General features: G+C 68.5%; 18 protein-coding genes and 1 tRNA gene. 8 read left to right on the forward strand and 11 right to left on the reverse strand.

Going from position 1 to position 17868, the window contains the following annotated elements; all coding sequences use genetic code 11:
* Positions 1-26: 26 nt before the first annotated feature.
* From O7553_RS20310 to O7553_RS20320, 3 genes are all read right to left on the reverse strand, one after another.
* Positions 27-1055: a cobalamin biosynthesis protein gene (locus O7553_RS20310; protein WP_281551276.1), complete on the reverse strand. Its 1029-nt coding sequence runs from the start codon at positions 1053-1055 to the stop codon at positions 27-29.
* A gap of 138 nt (positions 1056-1193) precedes the next feature.
* A complete protein-coding gene (locus tag O7553_RS20315; RefSeq protein ID WP_281551277.1) occupies positions 1194-2042 on the reverse strand; it encodes a single-stranded DNA-binding protein in 849 nt (282 codons plus the stop codon).
* Between the two features lie 244 nt (positions 2043-2286).
* On the reverse strand, positions 2287-2724 hold the full coding sequence (locus O7553_RS20320; protein WP_281551278.1) for an SRPBCC domain-containing protein: 438 nt from the start codon (positions 2722-2724) through the stop codon (positions 2287-2289).
* A 310-nt stretch (positions 2725-3034) separates the two neighbouring features.
* Here O7553_RS20320 and O7553_RS20325 point away from each other — a divergent pair, with 310 nt between their 5' ends.
* Positions 3035-3472, forward strand: a complete 438-nt coding sequence (locus tag O7553_RS20325) for a nitroreductase/quinone reductase family protein (protein ID WP_281551279.1) — start codon at positions 3035-3037, stop codon at positions 3470-3472.
* An 88-nt stretch (positions 3473-3560) separates the two neighbouring features.
* Positions 3561-4040 carry a helix-turn-helix domain-containing protein gene (locus O7553_RS20330; protein ID WP_281551280.1) on the forward strand — a complete coding sequence of 160 codons (480 nt, stop codon included), beginning with the start codon at positions 3561-3563 and terminating at the stop codon, positions 4038-4040.
* A 153-nt stretch (positions 4041-4193) separates the two neighbouring features.
* Here O7553_RS20330 and O7553_RS20335 read toward each other — a convergent pair whose 3' ends face one another.
* The 3 genes from O7553_RS20335 to O7553_RS20345 all read right to left on the reverse strand — a co-directional run bounded on the left by O7553_RS20335 (position 4194) and on the right by O7553_RS20345 (position 8141).
* Positions 4194-5378 (reverse strand): acyl-CoA dehydrogenase family protein, encoded by a 1185-nt coding sequence (locus tag O7553_RS20335; RefSeq protein ID WP_281551281.1) that lies wholly within the window; start codon positions 5376-5378, stop codon positions 4194-4196.
* 280 nt (positions 5379-5658) lie between these two features.
* Positions 5659-6366 (reverse strand): SDR family NAD(P)-dependent oxidoreductase, encoded by a 708-nt coding sequence (locus O7553_RS20340; protein ID WP_281551282.1) that lies wholly within the window; start codon positions 6364-6366, stop codon positions 5659-5661.
* Positions 6367-6440: 74 nt separating this feature from the next.
* A complete protein-coding gene (locus O7553_RS20345; RefSeq protein ID WP_348651179.1) occupies positions 6441-8141 on the reverse strand; it encodes an FAD-binding oxidoreductase in 1701 nt (566 codons plus the stop codon).
* A gap of 508 nt (positions 8142-8649) precedes the next feature.
* On the opposite strand from O7553_RS20345, the gene O7553_RS20350 reads away from it, so the two are divergent.
* Complete coding sequence (locus O7553_RS20350; RefSeq protein ID WP_281551283.1) at positions 8650-9669, forward strand: alpha/beta hydrolase; 1020 nt, start codon at positions 8650-8652, stop codon at positions 9667-9669.
* 353 nt (positions 9670-10022) lie between these two features.
* A complete protein-coding gene (locus O7553_RS20355) occupies positions 10023-10514 on the forward strand; it encodes an SRPBCC domain-containing protein (protein ID WP_281551284.1) in 492 nt (163 codons plus the stop codon).
* Between the two features lie 80 nt (positions 10515-10594).
* Here the strand turns inward: O7553_RS20355 and O7553_RS20360 are convergent, their stop codons facing one another.
* Positions 10595-11005, reverse strand: coding sequence for a PPOX class F420-dependent oxidoreductase (locus O7553_RS20360; RefSeq protein ID WP_281551285.1), 411 nt, complete (start codon positions 11003-11005; stop codon positions 10595-10597).
* 116 nt (positions 11006-11121) lie between these two features.
* Here O7553_RS20360 and O7553_RS20365 point away from each other — a divergent pair, with 116 nt between their 5' ends.
* The 3 genes from O7553_RS20365 to O7553_RS20375 all read left to right on the forward strand — a co-directional run bounded on the left by O7553_RS20365 (position 11122) and on the right by O7553_RS20375 (position 12956).
* Positions 11122-12147: an alpha/beta hydrolase gene (locus O7553_RS20365; protein WP_281551286.1), complete on the forward strand. Its 1026-nt coding sequence runs from the start codon at positions 11122-11124 to the stop codon at positions 12145-12147.
* 55 nt (positions 12148-12202) lie between these two features.
* A tRNA-Arg gene (locus O7553_RS20370) sits at positions 12203-12278 on the forward strand.
* A 324-nt stretch (positions 12279-12602) separates the two neighbouring features.
* Positions 12603-12956 (forward strand): YegP family protein, encoded by a 354-nt coding sequence (locus tag O7553_RS20375; RefSeq protein WP_281555683.1) that lies wholly within the window; start codon positions 12603-12605, stop codon positions 12954-12956.
* A gap of 69 nt (positions 12957-13025) precedes the next feature.
* On the opposite strand, the gene O7553_RS20380 is transcribed toward O7553_RS20375, so the two are convergent.
* From O7553_RS20380 to O7553_RS20395, 4 genes are read right to left on the reverse strand one after another with little or no spacing between them, the layout of a single operon-like run.
* Entirely contained in the window at positions 13026-14381 is a 1356-nt protein-coding gene (locus tag O7553_RS20380) for an FtsX-like permease family protein (protein WP_281551287.1), read from the reverse strand.
* Positions 14382-14421: 40 nt separating this feature from the next.
* Positions 14422-14580 (reverse strand): hypothetical protein, encoded by a 159-nt coding sequence (locus tag O7553_RS20385; RefSeq protein WP_281551288.1) that lies wholly within the window; start codon positions 14578-14580, stop codon positions 14422-14424.
* 27 nt (positions 14581-14607) lie between these two features.
* The gene (locus O7553_RS20390; RefSeq protein ID WP_281551289.1) at positions 14608-15231 is read right to left on the reverse strand and encodes a SigE family RNA polymerase sigma factor; all 624 of its coding nucleotides are present in this window, start codon (positions 15229-15231) and stop codon (positions 14608-14610) included.
* Entirely contained in the window at positions 15228-15896 is a 669-nt protein-coding gene (locus O7553_RS20395) for a permease-like cell division protein FtsX (RefSeq protein WP_281551290.1), read from the reverse strand. Before O7553_RS20395 ends, O7553_RS20390 begins: the two co-directional genes overlap by 4 nt.
* 137 nt (positions 15897-16033) lie before the next feature.
* Between O7553_RS20395 and O7553_RS20400 the strand changes: the two genes are divergently transcribed.
* Complete coding sequence (locus O7553_RS20400; protein ID WP_281551291.1) at positions 16034-17845, forward strand: sulfatase-like hydrolase/transferase; 1812 nt, start codon at positions 16034-16036, stop codon at positions 17843-17845.
* Positions 17846-17868 lie beyond the last annotated feature (23 nt).

The following is a 17868-nucleotide window of genomic DNA, read 5'->3' on the forward strand; positions in this document are numbered from 1 at the left end:
ACTCCCTTCCACTCCTGGTACTGCCGCTACCGGCGGCGAATTGTCCGTAGGGCGGCCCTGACCATCTGTACGGTCAGCTGTGCGGCGGCCAACTGCACGGCCGGCGCCGCGAACCCGGACGCGACGGCAGCGGTGTCGCCGACCCGCCGGGACAGGGTGGCTGCCCGGCGGATCTGCCGAGGCGAGGGACGCGGACCGTCACCGAGATACGGACGCACCTCGGAACGCCCGAAGTAGATGTTGCGTCCACCGAGCCGGATCCCGAGCGCCCCGGCGAACGCCGCCTCGCACTGACCGGCGTTGGGGCTCGGATGGTCGGCGCGGTCGCGCCGCCACACCCGCCAGGCCCGTGCCCGGTCGCCCTTGACCGTCGGCGACCACCACACGGCGGCCAGCCCGGTGAGCCGCGACGGCACGAAGTTGAGCAGGTCGTCGAGTCGCGCCGCAGCCGTGCCGAACCGTTCGTAGCGCGACGACCGGTGCCCGATCATCGCGTCCAACGTGTTCGCCGCCCGGTAGCCGACCAGGCCGGGCAGACCGGCGACGGCACCCCAGAACAGCGGCGCGACCACGGCGTCCGAGGTGTTCTCGGCGACCGACTCGACGGTCGCCCGGGCCAGCTCCGGCGCGTCGAGCGCGGCCGGATCCCGGCCGCAGAGATGGTTGAGCCGGCGTCGGGCCGCTGGTACGTCTGCTCGGCGCAGCGCCCGCGCCATAACGTCCGCCTCGGTCCGCAGCGTACGGCCGCCGAGCACCGCCCAGGTGGTGCCGGCGACGATTGCCACCCGGGCGATCGGATGCCGCCGGGTCAGCACCGACGCAGCCACGGCGGCGATCACCGGCCCCCCGACGGCCACGGCTGCGTAGGCGACGCCGGCCCGACGGGTCGGCCGGTACAGCCGGCGCTCGGCGGCACCGGCCAACCGGCCGTACCCGGCGACCGGATGCCAGCGGCGGGGGTCGCCGAAAAGGGTGTCCAGGGCATAGCCGGCGACCAGGCCGCCGGCCGTGGCGGCGGCGGCCGACGTGTTGACCCTGCCAGCGCTGGTAGCCACTCCGGCAGCCTACGTGGGGCCGGTGACAGGTGACGGGTCGGCCGACGGTCACCTGTCACCGGGCGGCTGACCGTCGAAGCGGTGGTACGGGCGGGTCGGCCCGCACCACCGCGCTCGTCGGCATGAACCGGGCCAGGGTCAGACCGGCACCGCCGTCCGGCTGCGCGACCGCCGGGCCCGGCCGGACGAAGCCGGCCGATCCTCGGCCGGCAGCGGATCGCCGGTCGGATCGTCGGGAACCCCGTCGCCGCCGAGCGACTGCGACGACGATGTGTCCACCAGCATGTCCAATAGCTCGTCACGGTGACCGGCGTCGTCGCCGGTCGTCGTGGTGCCGGCTCCGGCGTCCTCGGTCGAAACGGCGGCTGCGCCGGCCTGGGCCGAGGCGGCTGCCTCGGCGGCGAGCACGTCCACCGCCAGCGTGATCGGCCGACCACCCGGACGGTTCGGTTCCCCTTCGACCGGCGACGGCACCGACGATTCCAGGAACATCGGGTCGTCATCACCGTCGAACAGCTCGTTGCGGGTCGCCGGCACCTCGGCGGCCGGCACCTCGGCGGTGGCCTCGCCCTGCACCCGCCGCTCCGGGTCGTCCCCGTCAACTTCGCTGGTCGCCAACGTCGGCCGGTTGCGGGTGAACCGGCCCCGTCCCCGGGCCAGGTCGTGCCCGACCGCCACCGCCTCCATCTCGTACTGCAGGCGGTTGTTGCCGTCGCCGTCGACCCAGTCGCGGGTGTAGAGCCGGCCGACCACGACGACCGGGTCGCCGAGCATGACCGAGGAGCAGACCCCTTCGGCCAGTTTGCGCCAGCAGTTCACCCGGACCCGGAGGCTGTTGCCGTCGACCCAGCGGTTGCTCTCCCGGTCGAGCCGGCGCGCCGTCGAGGCCACTTTGAAATTGGCGACCAGCGTGTTGGTCTGGGTGGTACGCCGCCACTCCGGCGTGGTCAGCACGTTACCGACAACCGTTACGTACGTATCGAACATCGCATCTCCGCAGGGGCTCGTCGGGTTGATCTGATCGAGTCGACTCGACGCACAGCCTCGATTGACGGCACCCCTGCCGCCAGCCACCGGCCGGTGGTTCTGTGGACAGAACCACGGCTGTGGACAACCGCACCGATACCGAGTTGATCTGCTAAGACGCGACACGGAACCGGCGGGTGGGCCGCTGCTCAGCGGCCCACCCGCCGGATGGAAGTCGGATGGTGTCCGGTGGTGACCGGTAGGATCAGCTACCGACCTCGGACCGGCTCTTGGCGATGAACCTGGGAAGACTGTCCTTGACGTAGTATCCCCAGGCATCACTGCAGCCGCCGTAGCACTCGAACTGCGGCACGAGCCCCTCGTGGGTGAACGTGACCTCCGTTTTGCCGTCCTTCTCTGCGATGTCGAAGACGACCCGCGTGTCCTTCCACTCTGTCCTGTCCGCCACGAAGGTGATGTCGGCCTCGGTGACGAGCCAGACGACCTTCTTTCCGGGCACGAACTCGGTGACCTTCTGCTTCGAGTAGTGCAGCGCGCCGTGTCGGTAGGTGAACTCGGCGCCGAGACTGTCCGCCGTTCCCTCGATCTCCCCGTCCCACCACCCGCGTACGTCGTTGATGGCGTGGAAGACGTCCTCGGGGTTCTGGTGCACGCTGAAGGACGTCGTGTAGCTCTCGCTCATGTCTTCCTCCTGGTTGGGATGTTGCGGTGGACGCAGGTGCCCCGGATACGAACACGACACCGCGGCGGGCGGTCTATCGGTCCTCGCCGCCCGGCGAGATTCACGCCTCTCCTCGCCAGCGTACGGCGCACCGGACGATCCCCGGGGATCCTGCTCTACATCGGGCAAAATCGGAGAACTGTGGGACCGGTCGTCGGTCCGGAGATGCTCGCGGTGCCCTTGCCGCCGCACCGGATCGGTACCGTGGAGTTCCGGAGCAGTTGCGGATGCCGGCAGCACGGCACCTCGACCCACGAGTTGGAGTGAACCCATGCCACTGATGCCCAGGGACGAGGCCATCGATTTCAATCGAAGAGTTATCGAGGAGTTCCGCGCGAACGCAGGCCGAGTCGGCGGAATCCTGGCCGACTCCCTCGTCATCCTGGTGCACCACGTCGGCATCCGGACCGGGATCGGCCGGGTCACGCCGCTGATCTGCTTTCCGTTCGATGACCAGCGCCGCTACGCCGTCGTCGGATCCAACGGCGACTCTCCGGTCCGCCCGGCCTGGTGCGCGAACCTGGCCGCCATGGCGAGCACGACCGTCGAACTGGGCGAGGAGACCTTCTCGGTGACCGTCGAGCCACTCGACGATGGCACCCGCAGCCGATTGTGGTCGGAACTGTTCGGCGAGGCCACCGGCCCGGACGAGTTCGCGGCCAGGACCGGGCGGCAGTTGCCGATGTTCCTGCTGACCCGCACGACCTGACGGCACAACTCCGGTCAGCGGGGCGGCCACCTGGCCAGTTCAGCACATCTGCTTGCACCACGCAAGCCAACATGCCAGACTTTGGCTTGTGCTGGGACGCCTGTACGCCAACGAGGTCTGCTCTGCCGCGCGGACACTCGAGGTCGTCGGCGAGCGCTGGAGCCTGCTCATCATCCGCAACGCGATGTTCTTCGGGATGACCCGGTTCACGGACTTCCAGCGGGACCTGGGTGTGGCCACGAACATCCTGGCCAAACGGTTGAGCGAGTTCGTCGAGGCGGGCGTCTTCGAGACACGGCCGGGTGCCGGTGGCGCCCACGTCGAATACGTGCTCACCGAAAAGGGTCGCCAACTGCAACCGGTCATCCTCGCACTCACCGAGTGGGGTGACCGGTGGGCCAATCCGGAGGGGCGGCCGGTCGCCTTCGAACACGAAGGCTGTGGCGGCCACGTCAGTCTGCAGGTCGGATGCGCGGGTTGCGGCACCTCTCCGTCGTCCAGCGACGTGACGGCGCGCGTCGACTCCCGGTTCATCGCGCTGCGCGAGCAGCGCAGACAGCGACGCTGACCCGCCGCAACCTCGACCGTGCTGCTGGTGCGGCCAGATCTGCCGGTGCGGCACCGTGCCAAGGGTGCGGGTAAACGGTGTGGTCCGCTGGCCGCGCGCCCAAATGGACGCGTGGCCGGACCCGTGGGTCCGGCCACGCGTACGAGGCAACTTCTACAGGAACATCGTGTTGGGCTCCAGGCCGCACAGGACACGGCCGTAGGTTTCCAGGTTCGTGTTCGGGTGCATGATGCCGTGCAGGTTGATCGTCTGGACGTCCCGCTCGATCCGCTGGATCGGCACCTCGGAATACACCGACGAACCGCCACTGGCGTTGTTCAGGATGTCCACGGCCTCCTTCGCCCGGGCACAGACGGCACCGGCGTCCATCCGTGCCGCAGCGCGGTCCTCCAGGGTCCACGGCTCGCCGCTGAGGGCCTTCTCATCGAGCCGGCGGACTGCCCGGTGCAGGTGGAACTCGGCTTCGTCGATCTTGACTCGCGCCTCGGCGACCTGCAGGTGGGTCAGCGTCGCCTCGATCTGCTTCTCGTAGTTCGTGTAGGTGATCCGCCGGCTTGGCAGCCGCTCCATGAAAGCGTCCCAGGCGGCCCGCGCCATGCCGAGCGCCGGTGCGGCTGCCACGGCGACCGCAAACTGCAGGAACGGCACCCGCCACGCCTGATAGTCGGCGTTGATCTTCGACGCATGCTGGTTGTGCATCATGACCGGCACCATGTTCAGCACCCGGTTCTCGGGCACGAACAGGTCCTGGGCGATGGTCGTGACACTGCCGGTGCCGCGCAGGCCGACCGTGTGCCAGTCGTCGACGATCGTCAGGTCCGAGACCGGAACGACCGCCATACCCGGCACCATGTTGCCGTCACCGAGGTCGATCATGATGGAGTGGGTGTCCCACTGCGCCTGCGGGGCACCGGTGTTGAAGTGCCAACGACCGTTCAGGATGTAGCCACCCTCGGTCTTCACGGCGACCCCGTTCGGGCCGACCGAGCCGCAGAACCGGTCCTCCGGGTTCGCGAAGATCTCGTCCTGCGCCTCGTCGGGCAGCAGGCCGGCCAGCCAGGCACCGATCGTCATGGTGCTGATGGTCCAACCGGTGGAGCCGTCGCCGTGGCCCAGCTCTGCGACCACGTCCACCACCGTACGCGCGTCCGGCACGGTGCCGCCGTAGCGCGCCGGGAACCGCAACCGCAGCAGCCCGGCGTCCTTCAGCGCGTCGAGCACCTCCGCGTGCAGGGCGCGGTTCTCCTCCTGCCACGCGGCGTGCTTCTGGATCAGCGGGATCAGGTCCCTGGCCCGCTGTACGAGTTCGGGCTGTGGCGCGGACTCGATTACCGTCATCTTTACTCCTCCAGACGAAGGCAGAAATTGGTGCCTGGCGCAGCTACTGCGGCAGGATGTCGGGGGGACGTCCCGTCGTCACAAACTCTGGCATGAGGCCCCTACGGTCCACATCTCTCACGTTGCTCAGGAACGAACTGCATACTGAGCCGCCGGCCGAGTTCCAGTCCGACAGAACATTCGTGGGCTGAACACAGATGGGCAGTGGACGCCATTTCGACGACGTCCACTGCCCATTACTTACCTGCCTCGGGCGGCACCGCCCGTCATGGTCTGTCGCTCAGGCGGACTGAGCTGCGGCGATCTGCGCCGCCATCTGTGCGTACTGGCGCTCCAAGTTCTTCCCCCCGCCCGAACGCCAGCTGTCGGCCAGCGGCTCGGCCATGGCATCGGGGAAGATCTCCTCCTCGCCCTTTTCCAGCCCGTCGTAGACGTTCTTGGCCACGTGCTCGGGCGCCGCCTTGGCCATCACGTCGAAGCCCTTGGTCATGTCGGTGTCGACGAGCCCGGTCATGACGGCGTGCACGCCGACGCCCTTACCCGCCAGCAGACCACGAAGCGACTGCGACAGGTTGAACGCCGCTGCCTTGGCCGCCGAGTACGACGAGACCAATGGGAACGGCGCGAACGCGTTCACCGAAATGTTGTTGATGATCGCACCCTGGGACCGGATCAGCGCCGGGAGGAACGCCTGAATGGTGTCGTACACGCCGAAGAAGTTCACCGCGAACATCTTCTCGAGCACCGCGCGATCGCTCAGGTCGTCGAACGTGACCTCGCCGGCGTTGTTCACCAGCACGTCGAGTTCGCCGACGGTCTTCGCGGCCTGTGCGATCTGCCCCGCGTCGGTCACGTCCAGCGTCACTGCGGTGACCCGCCCGTCCGGGTGGTCGAACGGCTGACGCGTCCCGGCGTACACCCGCTTCGCGCCCCGGTTGAGCGCCTCCTCGAGCAGCGCCCGGCCGATGCCGCGGTTGGCGCCGGTCACCAGGACCGTCTTACCGGTGATCGTGTGCATTCCGTACTCCCTTTCGTATGGACATGCTTCTGACACCCGTCCGATCAGGACGGGAGCTCGACCGACTGCCGGTGGTTGAAGAAGTTCCGCGGGTCGTAGGCCTTCTTCACCGCCTGCAGCCGGCGGTAGTTCTCCTTGTAGTAGAGGTCGTACCAGGCGAAGGCCGACCCGTTCCAGGCCGGATCGCTCAGGTCGGCGTCCGGATAGTTGACGTAGCAACCGTCGGTCTGGTCGTTCGGTACGGGCACGCCGCCGGTGTCCGCGAAAGTGTCACGGTAGGTCTCCCGGGCCCACGCGATGTTCGCCGCGTCGTCCGCCGGATTGGCCCACTGCGCCTGCCAGAGCAGCTTGTAGGCGGCCTCCCGGTGGGGAATCGCCGTCGCGGCGTCGGGCACGGCCGCAGTCCTGCCGCCGTACGGGCTGATGACGATGTTCAGATTCGGATTGTTGATGTCCGACCGGGTCATCGCCCGGTAGATCGCGGAGGCCTGCGCAGTGGTGAAGGTGTCCTTCATGAACGCGGACTTGTACTCGCCGCGTAGCGTCGGGTCGTTGTTCAACGTGTTGGTGGTACCGGTGAGCTTGCAGAACTGCAGCCATGGCATGGTGCTCTGCGAAGCGAACACGGCCGGTGTCACACCGTTCTGCAGATGGGCCAGGTAGCTGTCCAGCATCTGTTGCGCGTTCGGCACGGCGGAGTCGACGAAGGCGTACATGTGTATTTCGCCGTTGGACCGGTGGAACGACTGGATCAGGCTCGTCACCTCGCGGGTGGGGCTGTCCGGGGAGATGTTCGCGACGTGCCAGCTGGCGTAGTTCTGGAGCAGGCGGATGTAGTCGGCTTCGGTCATGGTGCTCCAGCTCCATAGGGCGAAGCTGGACAGTACTTTGGACGGCGGTTTCGGCAGAAGCTGCGCCGGGGACCGGCCGTGCGCTCCAGGCGAGCGGAAGAAGTACCGGGTGACGACACCGAAGTTCCCACCGCCGCCACCGGTGTGGGCCCACCACAGGTGGCGGTGCGGGTCCCGCTTTTCCCGCGTGGCGATGATCGTGTTGACCCTGCCGGCGGCGTTGACCGTGACCACCTCGACGGCGTACAGGTGGTCGACGATCAGTCCGTTGCGGCGGACAAGCCAGCCCCAGCCGCCGCCGGCGACGTGGCCGCCCATTCCGACGGAGTAGCAGACACCGCCAGGCAGCGTGACGCCCCAGGTCTGGTAGAGCTTCTCATAGACGTCGAGCAGAATGGCGCCGGCCTCCACCGCAACAGCCTTCATTCTCGCGTCGTAGTAGATCCTATTCATGTTCGTCATGTCGATGATCGTTTCGACTTCACTGTTGTAGACGAAGTCTTCGAAACCGTGACCGCCGCCCCGGACGGTCAATTTGGTTCCGCGACGCACCGCGCGTCGGACGATCGGGGCAACCTGGTTCGGGGAATCCACCACGTACACCGAGTTGGGTGTCGCGGTCCACCGGTTGTTCAGCCCCATCACAAGGTCGGGGTATTGGGGGTCAGCCGGAGTGACGGGCGCTACCAGCGCACCCGACGCTCCACTCCCGTGCGCGAGTGCCGTGCCGGGCAGTGCGGCACCGGCCAGGGCGACGCCTCCGGCCCCTGCGGCACCGGCAAGTAACGTACGCCGTTCGAACTTCCGCTCTTCGTTGGTCATGGCAATCCTGTCCTCTCTGAATCGAGACAGTGAGAGCGGACGACACCAATTCCCCTGGCCACGTCCGCGCATCGGTCGCCAGGCTATGATCCGGCGACACCCGCCTGCTTCCTTGAAATTGCCCTCTCCCAGTGACCGCTTCTTTTTGCCACTACTCGCTGCGGTTGATTGAATTTCCGTCCGTCAGGATCGCGATTAGGCCGGCGACGACGGCGGCAGTAGCCAACAGGGCAATACGGAAGTGGCCGAGGAACATGAAGAATTGGCAGAGTCGAGCGCGCGTCCCGGTTCCGGGCAGCGACCCGAACCCACCGTCCGATGTGGGTGACCAGTAGTCAGGTGACCGCCCCTCGGCGGGGACCAGCATCGCACCGGCGCTGCTGCGTCACGCCTCGGGCTGCACTTGGAGAGGACTGGAGACGATCGCGGAGAGACAGCAATCGAGAAGTATACATTCTTCGCCAATCGTCATAGCTTGGACGCAACCCGCCATATGCGGTCGACAAGAGGGAGAGGTAGAGCCATGTCGCCACGGTTGGTCGATGCTCGGGTCAGGGGATCGCGGTTGACACTGAAACGGATGATCGTCGGAGGGATCACCGCCCTGGCGGTGATCGTCGGTAGTGTCGGGGCAGCGGTGGCTCACGGCTCGAACGGCGGCTCCGACGCCACCGCAGCGCGAGGTGGACACGCCCAGCGGGAGCCGGTCGTCGGTCGCGCGGTCTTCGACCGGACCTTCCGGCATGGTCTGGTCCGCACCGACGGCGGCAAGGTGCACTACGTCAAGGGCGGTTCCGGGCCGGCGCTCGTGCTGCTGCACGGCTGGCCCGAGACCTGGTGGGGTTGGCATCTGGTGATGCCCGAGCTGGCCAAGACGCACACGGTGATCGCGTTCGACCTGCCCGGCCTCGGCTACTCCGCGATCCCGCGGGACGGCTACGACCAGAAGACCACGGCCGCCCGTCTGCATCAGGCGGTGAACCGGCTCGGGTACCGCGAGGTGAAGGTCATGGGGCACGACATGGGCGTTCTGGTCGGCTACGCCTGGGCCCGGGACTACCCACAGGAGGTGACCCGCCTGGCGGTGCTCGACTCGCCGCTACTGGGCTTCGGCTTGGAGGACGCGTATCCGCTCAGCTTCCACTTCAAGCTCAACATGGCGCCGTCGCCGGTGCCGGAGAAGATCGTGGACAACAGCGACGTCTCCACCTACCTGAACTACGTCTTCGAGTTCGCGGCGGTCCCCGACGCGATTGACCGGGACAGCCACATCCGCGCCTACCTGCACCCGGCCCGGCGCAGCGCCGGCTACAACTACTACCGGGCCTGGCCGGAGAACGCGGAGGACACCAAGGCCCACGCCGAGTCCAAGCGGCTGACCCAGCCGGTGCTTGCGATGGGTGCCGAGTTCGTCTTCGGGCTCGGTGTGGCGGCCTCGTTCGAGCAGGTCGCCGATGATGTCCGAGGCGTCGTGGCCCCCGGGGCCGGTCACTGGATTCAGGAGGAAACTCCGGAGTTCCTGATCGACTGCGCCAACCTCTTCTTCGGACCTGAGGGCGTACCCGCGCCCACCGAGCCGCTCTCGAGCTGCGTCGCCTGACCGGCCTTTGCGGGCACGGTTCACCGCTACCGGTGGACCGTGCCCGCGCCGTGACCAACGGTCACCGCGCTGGAGGCGAACCAAAGACATCGATGGTCACGACTGGCGGAAAGTGTGTATTGCCAGCATGTGAACCTTGCTTGACGGCACGCCGACACGCCCCACACGTGACTTGCGTGACACAAGTAGACGCATTAGCCTAGGTCAGTGGGTGCGCGACACAAGCCGGCCATCCAGAAAGGATGCCGACGTTCCGACAGCTCCGCCCGATGCGGAGCATTGCCGACTTCCGCGACGCACGGTCGCGGGACGTCGCCAACCCCTTTTCCGCATACCACGAATGCGAGGAAATCATGACTGGGCCGAGTTACACCACCGAGTTCACCGTGGACCAGTCCCCGAAGGAGGCGTACGAAGCCATCACCAATCCGCAGGGATGGTGGTCGGCCGAGATCGAGGGCAGCGCCGAGAAGGCCGGCGACGAGTTCCGGTACCACTTCGAGGACCTGCACCGCTGCACGATCCGGGTGACCGAGTCGGTTCCCGGCGAGAAGGTCGCCTGGCACGTGGTGGACAACTACTTCTCGTTCGTCAAGGACAGCTCCGAGTGGGTCGACACCACGATGACCTTCGACATCTCGGAGGAGGGCGGCAAGACCAAGGTCCTCTTCACCCACCACGGGCTGGTGCCGGAGTTCGAGTGCTACAACGCCTGCCAGGAAGGGTGGGGCAACTACATCAACGGCAGCCTCAAGGAACTGATCGGCAAGGGCCAGGGCGCGCCCAACGCCACGGGCCAGGCACAGACCACGGCCGAGGCAGAGCTCGGATCGGCCAGCCGCTGATCCGCCGTAGAGCCCCGGTCAACCCGACCGGGGCTCTACACGCCGGCCGTCCAGGCAGTTGCCCGGGCTCATCCGGACCGTCACCTGTGCACGTCCGGGCCGGCACGCATAACGCTCACCCGGATCGCCACCCGCTTGTCGCGGCGCATCGCAGCCCGATAGTCGTCCCAGTCGGAATGCTCTCCGGCGATCCGTCGGTAGTAGTCGACCAGCACGTCGAGTGCTTCGGGCAGCCGTACCACCTCCGCACGCCCGTCGATCTGCACCCAGTCGCCAAAGAACCGGTCCGTGGTCACGCAGAACGTGACCCGCGGATCGCGCAGCAGGTTGTGGACCTTGACCGCACCTTCCCTGGTGCTGACCAGCACTCGGCCGGCGTCGTCGACCGCGACCAGCACCGGACTGGTCTGCGGCCGGCCATCCGGATGCCGGGTCACCATCACCGCCCGATGATTCGCCCGCAGGAACGCCGTCGCCTGTTCAACCTTCATCCCGTACCTCCTCGCGCCACGCACCGCCGCTCGGCCGCTGCCAGTGCCGCCTTTGATTGTGCGACGCGCAGCGCGGTGCTACCCGGAGGTAACCGTCCGGCGGTACGGTCAAGGTCGTGCAGCCTGACATCCTCGGACTCCCGTACGAGCAGCAGGTCATCGAGCTGGCCCCAGACGACGAGGGTCCGGTCGTCGCGACCCTGGTCCGGCGCCGGGCGGACCGCCCGGCCGGGCGGGCGGTGCTCTACCTGCACGGCTTCGTCGACTACTTCTTCCAGACCCATCTGGCAGACCACTTCGTCCGTGGCGGCTGGGACTTCTACGCCCTCGACCTGCGCAAGTACGGCCGGAGCCTGCTTCCGCACCAGACCCCGAACTTCTGCCGCGACCTCAGCGACTACTTCCCGGAACTGGACGCCGCCGCCCGGATCATCCGCGAGCAGGACGGCAACGAGACGTTGCTGATCAACGGCCACTCCACCGGTGGGCTGATCGCGGCGGTCTGGGCCGACGCGCGGGCCAGCCAGGGCATCGCGCCGGACGGGTTGTTCCTGAACAGCCCGTTCTTCGACCTCAACGCACCGTGGCTGCTCCGCCGGCCGGTGGCGGCGGCCGTCTGCCGTCTCACCGGCCGCTCGCCCTACCGCATCGTCCCGGTCGGGCTCTCCCGGGTGTACGGGCAAAGCGTGCACGCCTCCCAGAACGGAGAATGGGACTACGACCTGGAGTGGAAGCCGCTCACCGGGTTTCCGGTGCGGGCCGGTTGGCTGACCGCGATCCGCCGCGCCCAACGACAACTGCGTGCCGGACTGCAAATCACCGCGCCGGTCCTGCTGGCCTGTTCCTCCCGGTCCTACCGCAGCCACAGCTGGCACGATTCGGCTACCCTGGCCGACGCGGTACTCGACGTCGAGCACATGGCCCGGTGGGCCCCCCGGCTCGGCCGGCACGTCACCGTGGTCCGCATCGACGGCGGCCTGCACGACCTGACCCTGTCCCACCAGCCAGCCCGCGACGAGCTGTTCAGCGAGCTGGACCGCTGGCTGCGCGGCTACTTCACCACCGAGCCGCTAGGCCCGGACCCTGGTCAACCGGTGGCGGCGCAACGCCCGGTCGACCGAGGGTTGCCGGAGACCGACTGACTCGTCACGGCAACCCGCGACCACTACTATGTGCACGCCAGGACAAGATCAGCAAGCGCCCGTAGCTCAGCGGATAGAGCAGGGGACTTCTAATCCCAAGGTCGTAGGTTCGAACCCTACCGGGCGCACCATCATCGCCCCAGGTCAGAGGACCTGCGGTCGCTGGCCGTCCACAGCCATAGGACGCGTTGACGCGCAGCCAACCAAGGTGACCTAGGGTTGTCGAGTGCCAACGTTCTGGATCGGCTACATTGAGGTACCGCCGAGTATCGAGTCAAAGATCCGCTCCCGGCGTGGTGTCACCGGCGATCAGGTCCGAGCCGCGTGCCAGTGGCCAGCGGTCCCACTTCGCGTTGGATGGCACGACCATCCCAATCCTGGTAGTCGCACACGATGAGCGGGGGACGGCTGCTGCGGGTGATTCTGCAGCCGGTGGACGTCAAGGATGGCACTTGGTGTGGCGGATGAGGGGGATGCGGGTAAGCATGCAGCAGGATGAGCTGGCCGAGTTCGACGTGACCGAGGATGTGTTCGACGCCATGCTGGCCGATAGCGAGCCCGTCCGGGTGACGGGTCCGTTTGATCAGCTCCGGCAGGTTCGCTTCGAGTTGGTCAGCGGGAGACTCCGTACCTATCGCTGGCGACTGGTCGGTACGAACGGTGAGATCCTGGCCACCAGTGCTTCGAGCTACCGCAGTTCCGACGACGCACGCCGTGCACTGGAGGCTCTCACGGTCGCGGTGCAGCAGGCCCCGATCGTCGACCTCGACGAGGCTGACGACCCGGCTACCCGGCGCAAGGCCGGCTGAGCCATTGCGGTACAGGGTGACGCCGCCCAGCATCGACGTACCGCAGCGCCCACTCACCGTCGGTACCGTTCAGTCCGGGTCGCCGATGGCGGCGACCGGGCTGACCCGGGCGGCCCGGCGGGCCGGCGCCAACCCGGCCATCGCGGTGATCACCGCCAACGCCGCGACGATCGCCAGCAGCTGCCCGGCCGGCAGCACCGGCGGCATCCCCAGCCGCAGCGCCTCGAACGACAACCAGGCCAGCGGTACGCCGAGCGCCAGCCCCAGCACCGCGCCGACCACCCCGTACAGGCCTGATTCCACCAGGATCATCGCCCGCAGCCGGCGCCGGCTCAGACCGAGCGCCCGCAGCAGTCCGACTTCCTGGGTGCGTTCCAGCACCGACAGCGCGGTGGTGGTGCCGACCCCGACCACCGCGATCAGCACGGTCATCGCCAGCAGCCCCAATGCGATCAGGAACAGCGACGTCACCTCGGCGTCGGTCGCCTCGCGGTAGTCGGACAGCACGGCCACGTCGGCACCGACGGCGACCCCGAGCTGCCGTACGGCGGCCACTGTCGCGTCGCGGGTACCGACGCCGTCGGCGAAGTCGGCCAGCAGCCCGGTCCGCGTACCGCCGAGCCGGTCCAGGTCGCCTGGCACCAGTACCACATCGGACTGTAGTGGCGCATCGCCGCCGAGCACCGCCGCGACGGTCAGGTTCAACTGCCCGGCCTCAACCCGGTACGCGAACTGGTCGCCGGCCTGGGCGGCCAGGTCCCGGGCGACCGCCTCGCCGAGCACGACCCGGCCCGGCCCGAGGTCGGTCAGCGCGCCGTCGGTGCTGACCAGCATCGTCAGCCGGGGCAGTGCGGCTAGGTCGACGGCGATGGTGGCGTACGACCGGTCGCCGATGGTCGCCTGGGCCTGCTGGAACGGGGTGACGTGGCGGACGGCGTCGAGCGACCGGAGCTGCTCGACCACAGCCGGGGTGATCGGCTGGTCGTGGGCGAACAGTGCCAGGTCGGCCGGGGCGCGGGCGGCCAGTTCTTGGTCGGTGAAGGCGCGCAGGCTGGCAGTGCCGACGGTGGCACCGGTGCCGGTGGCGATGACCGGTGCAGCGGTCGGGTCGCCCCCGTACAGCCGCAGAGTGCTGCCCGGTCCGACGCCGAGCCGGTCGGCGGCGCACCGGTTGACAGCAATCTCCCCCGCCGCGGCCGGGTAACGCCCGGCGCGCGCGTCACGGCCGGTATCGCCGATCGTGACCATTGCCTTGCGGGCCTGCTCGGCGTCCAGGTCGATCAGGTAGCTGGCACCGTCCGCCTGCACGGTCCTCACCGCCAGGCTGTGTGCGACGACGTCGTGCAGTTCAACCGCCGTCTGCTCCTTGCTGGTCCGCAAGGTGTACGCAATCAGCCAGATCGCCACACAGCTGAGGGCCAGCACGCCGTACTCGCTGAGGTCGGCGAGGCCAACCGGGTGCCGGTCATCGGAGAGCAGTACCCGGCCAACCGATCGCCAGGTCCGCCAGCGAGGCACGGTACTGCCAGGCGACAGTGGCCACCGCCGTCGCGACGACCAGGTCGAGCAACGTCCAGCGGTACTGCGACGTCGGCCGGTACGGTGAGGTCGACGCGGGTGGCATGCCGCCCAGCCTAGGTCGCGATACCGATCAGCTGGTCGGGAAGTCCTCGCCGAGGACGGTACGCAGCCGCTGCAGCGCCCGCATGCTGCACATCTTCACCGCCGAGGTGGTGATGCCGAGGATCTCGGCGACGGTCTGCACGCTCTGATCCTCCCAGTACCGCAGCACCAGCACCGCCCGGTCGCGCACCGGAAACTCCGCCAGCGCCTGCAGCAACGCCATCTGCAGCTCGGTCGAGCCGCCAGAGCCGGTCGGCCGAGCCGCCGGCTCGGGCGGCTCGGCGAGCACCAGCTCCGTGCGGCTGCGCCGCTTCATCGCGTCGGAGACCGCGTTGATCAGCACCCGACGGCTGTACGCGTCCAGGTTCGCCGTGGGCCAGATCCGGTTCCACGAGGCGTACATCCGGGTGAAGGTGATCTGGGTGAGGTCCTGCGCGAGATGCCAGTCCCGGCACATCAGGTACGCGACGCGGCGCAGCCGGGGAGCCGCGTCAACGACGAACGCGGTGAACGCCTCGTCCCCGGCCACTCGCTGATTCCGACGGCTGGCGGCCCAGCGGGCCAGCGGACCGCCGCCGCGCTCAGACCTCGTCGGTGCCGGCTCCGCCGGTAGGTCCACGGCGACCGGCGCTACGACCCGAACCCCACTCACTCGCCCACCTGCTTGTCCGTGCCGTACAGGCAGAACCAGCCGGTGACTGTCTCGACGCCGGGCATCGCCTGTAGTCCGCCGCTGACCTGCTGGTACGCCGATGGGTTCGCCAAGGTAATCCGAAAAGACTCCGGCAACTGATCTGGGGTCACCTTCTCCATCAGGTCGGGATGATCGAGCAGAACAGCAGGATCGTCCTGGTACCGCCGTACGAACCGCTGGTATGCGTCCTGCCGGCTCTCATACGCCACCGACCCGACCTGCGGGTCGGCCCGCAGCGCCGCGTCGACAGCGCGCCGCTGCTCGGCGGTCACGTCGACGCTCAGGTAGACGGCGGCTTCGGTCGCCACGTCAGCGCTGGTGGGACGCACCAGTTCACAGCCAGGCGAGGCCGACGGCATGGCGGCCTGCGCCGGCACGGGCTCGGGCGCGTCCCTGACCGGGAGCAGCACGCCCACCGCGACAAGCGCCACGGCAGCGGCGGTCGTCGTGGCGGCGTACCCAATCTGTCTGCGTCGACGTAGTCGGCTCCCGCCGGCCATGGCCACTCGGGCCAGGTCGTCCAGTGGCGCCGGTGGTGCCGGTTCGCTGTCGAGCGCCCGGTCGAAGTACGTCCGCAACTGTTCCATGCAGAAGAAGACCGGTCGACGCGGCGGACCGGTCACGGCCGGGAGCCGGTGATCCGCAGATCGATCCGGTCCGGCTGGTCGTGCGTATTTGTGGGTGTCCGGTGGTACGGATATCGTGCTGAGTCCGGTCCGGCAGGGCGCGCCGCCTGGCCGACTACCAGGAAGGCCCGAACTTGTCCTCCGCCACGAACTCCGCCCCGGCCACCACCGCTGACGACGTGACGGACCAGGACGCCGTAGCCGAGCCGGCTGACCAGACGGCGGCGGACCAGGCACCGACCGACCCGCCAGCGGCGGAGGGCGGGCCGGACCAGGCGACGGCGCAGAATGGCACGGCACCGCCGGCCAACCGGTGGCGTCCGCGGGTACGGCGTACCGCCCGATGGTCGGCCGACGTGCTGGCGGTCGGCGGCGTGCTGGCCGCGATGACCCTGCCGTACCAGCTGGATCTGATTGTCCCGGTCGCGTTCGCCCGCATCCCGGTCGAGGCGCTGGTCGCCGCCGCGCTGCTGCTGGTGCTGCCGGGCCGGGTCCGCACCCCGGTGGCTGCCGCGCTCGGCGCGCTGCTCGGCGTACTGATCACGCTGAAGGTCGCCGACATCGGCTTCTTCTCGGTGCTGGACCGGCCGTTCGACCCGGTCCTGGACTGGGGTCTGCTGGCCGACGGGTTCCGGTTCGTCGACGCCTCCTACGGCCGGGCCGCAGCGGTGGGCGCGGCGGTCGGCACCGTCGTGCTCACGATCGCGGTGCTGACGCTGCTGGTCGCCGCGACGCTGCGGCTGGCCCGGCTGTTGGCCGCACACCGACGGATCGGCGGCGGTACGGTTGGTGCGCTGACCGCCGGCTGGCTGGTGTTCGCCCTGCTCGGTACGCAGGTGGTGGTCTACCAGGACGAGTGGCGCACGATCGGGCTGCCGATCGCCGACCGGGCGACCGCCCGGTTGGCGTACGACCACACCATGCAGATCGGCGCGAGCCTGCAGGACCGGCAGGAGTTCGCCGAGCTGGCAGCGGTCGACGCGTTCCGGGACGTGCCCGGCGACGAGCTGCTGACCGCGCTACGTGGCAAGGACGTTCTGCTGGCGTTCGTGGAGAGCTACGGCCGGGACGCGGTCACCCACCCCGACTTCAGCCCGCTGATCGGCGATCTGCTCGACGACGGTACGCAGCGGTTGGCGGCGCAGGGGTTCCAGTCGCGCAGTGCGTTCCTCACCTCGTCGACGGTCGGGGGCAGCAGCTGGCTGGCGCACGCCAGCACCCTGTCCGGGCTGTGGGTGGACAACCAGCAGCGCTACCGCAGCCTGGTGACCAGTGACCGGCTGACGTTGACCCGGGCGTTCGGCCACGCCGGCTGGCGGGTCGCCGGCTTCTTCCCCGGCAACAGCCGGGCCTGGCCGGAGGGGGCGTTCTTCGGCTACGACCAGGTCTACGACTCGCGCAACATGAGGTACGCGGGCGACAGGTTCAACTTCGCCTCCATCCCCGATCAGTATGTGCTGTCGGCATTCGACCGCTTCGAGCGGCGCGACAACGACCAGCCGGTGATGGCCGAGGTGGCGTTGCTGTCCAGCCACGCGCCGTGGACCCCGCTGCCGCAGCTGGTCAACTGGAACACGGTCCGCGACGGTTCGGTCTTCGACCGGGAGGCGATGGCCGCCGGCCAGGCCAACAAGTCCGCAGAGGACGGATTGCGCAGCGACTACCCGAAGGCGGTGGCGTACTCGTTGAGCACGATCATCTCCTACATCGAGTCGCAGGGCGACGACGATCTGGTGGTGGTCTTCCTCGGCGACCACCAGCCGGCGCCGGTGGTGACCGGTCCGGGGGCCAGCCACGACGTGCCGGTCACCATCGTCACCAGCGACCAGGCGGTCCTCGACCGGGTCGCCGGCTGGGACTGGCAGGAAGGGCTGCGCCCCGGTCCGCAGGCCCCGGTGTGGCAGATGGACTCGTTCCGGGACCGGTTCCTGACCGCCTTCGAGTAGGAGCTCCGCTCGTCACATGAGCC

This window comes from Solwaraspora sp. WMMA2059 (genome assembly GCF_027497315.1).
Lineage (GTDB): Bacteria > Actinomycetota > Actinomycetes > Mycobacteriales > Micromonosporaceae > Micromonospora_E.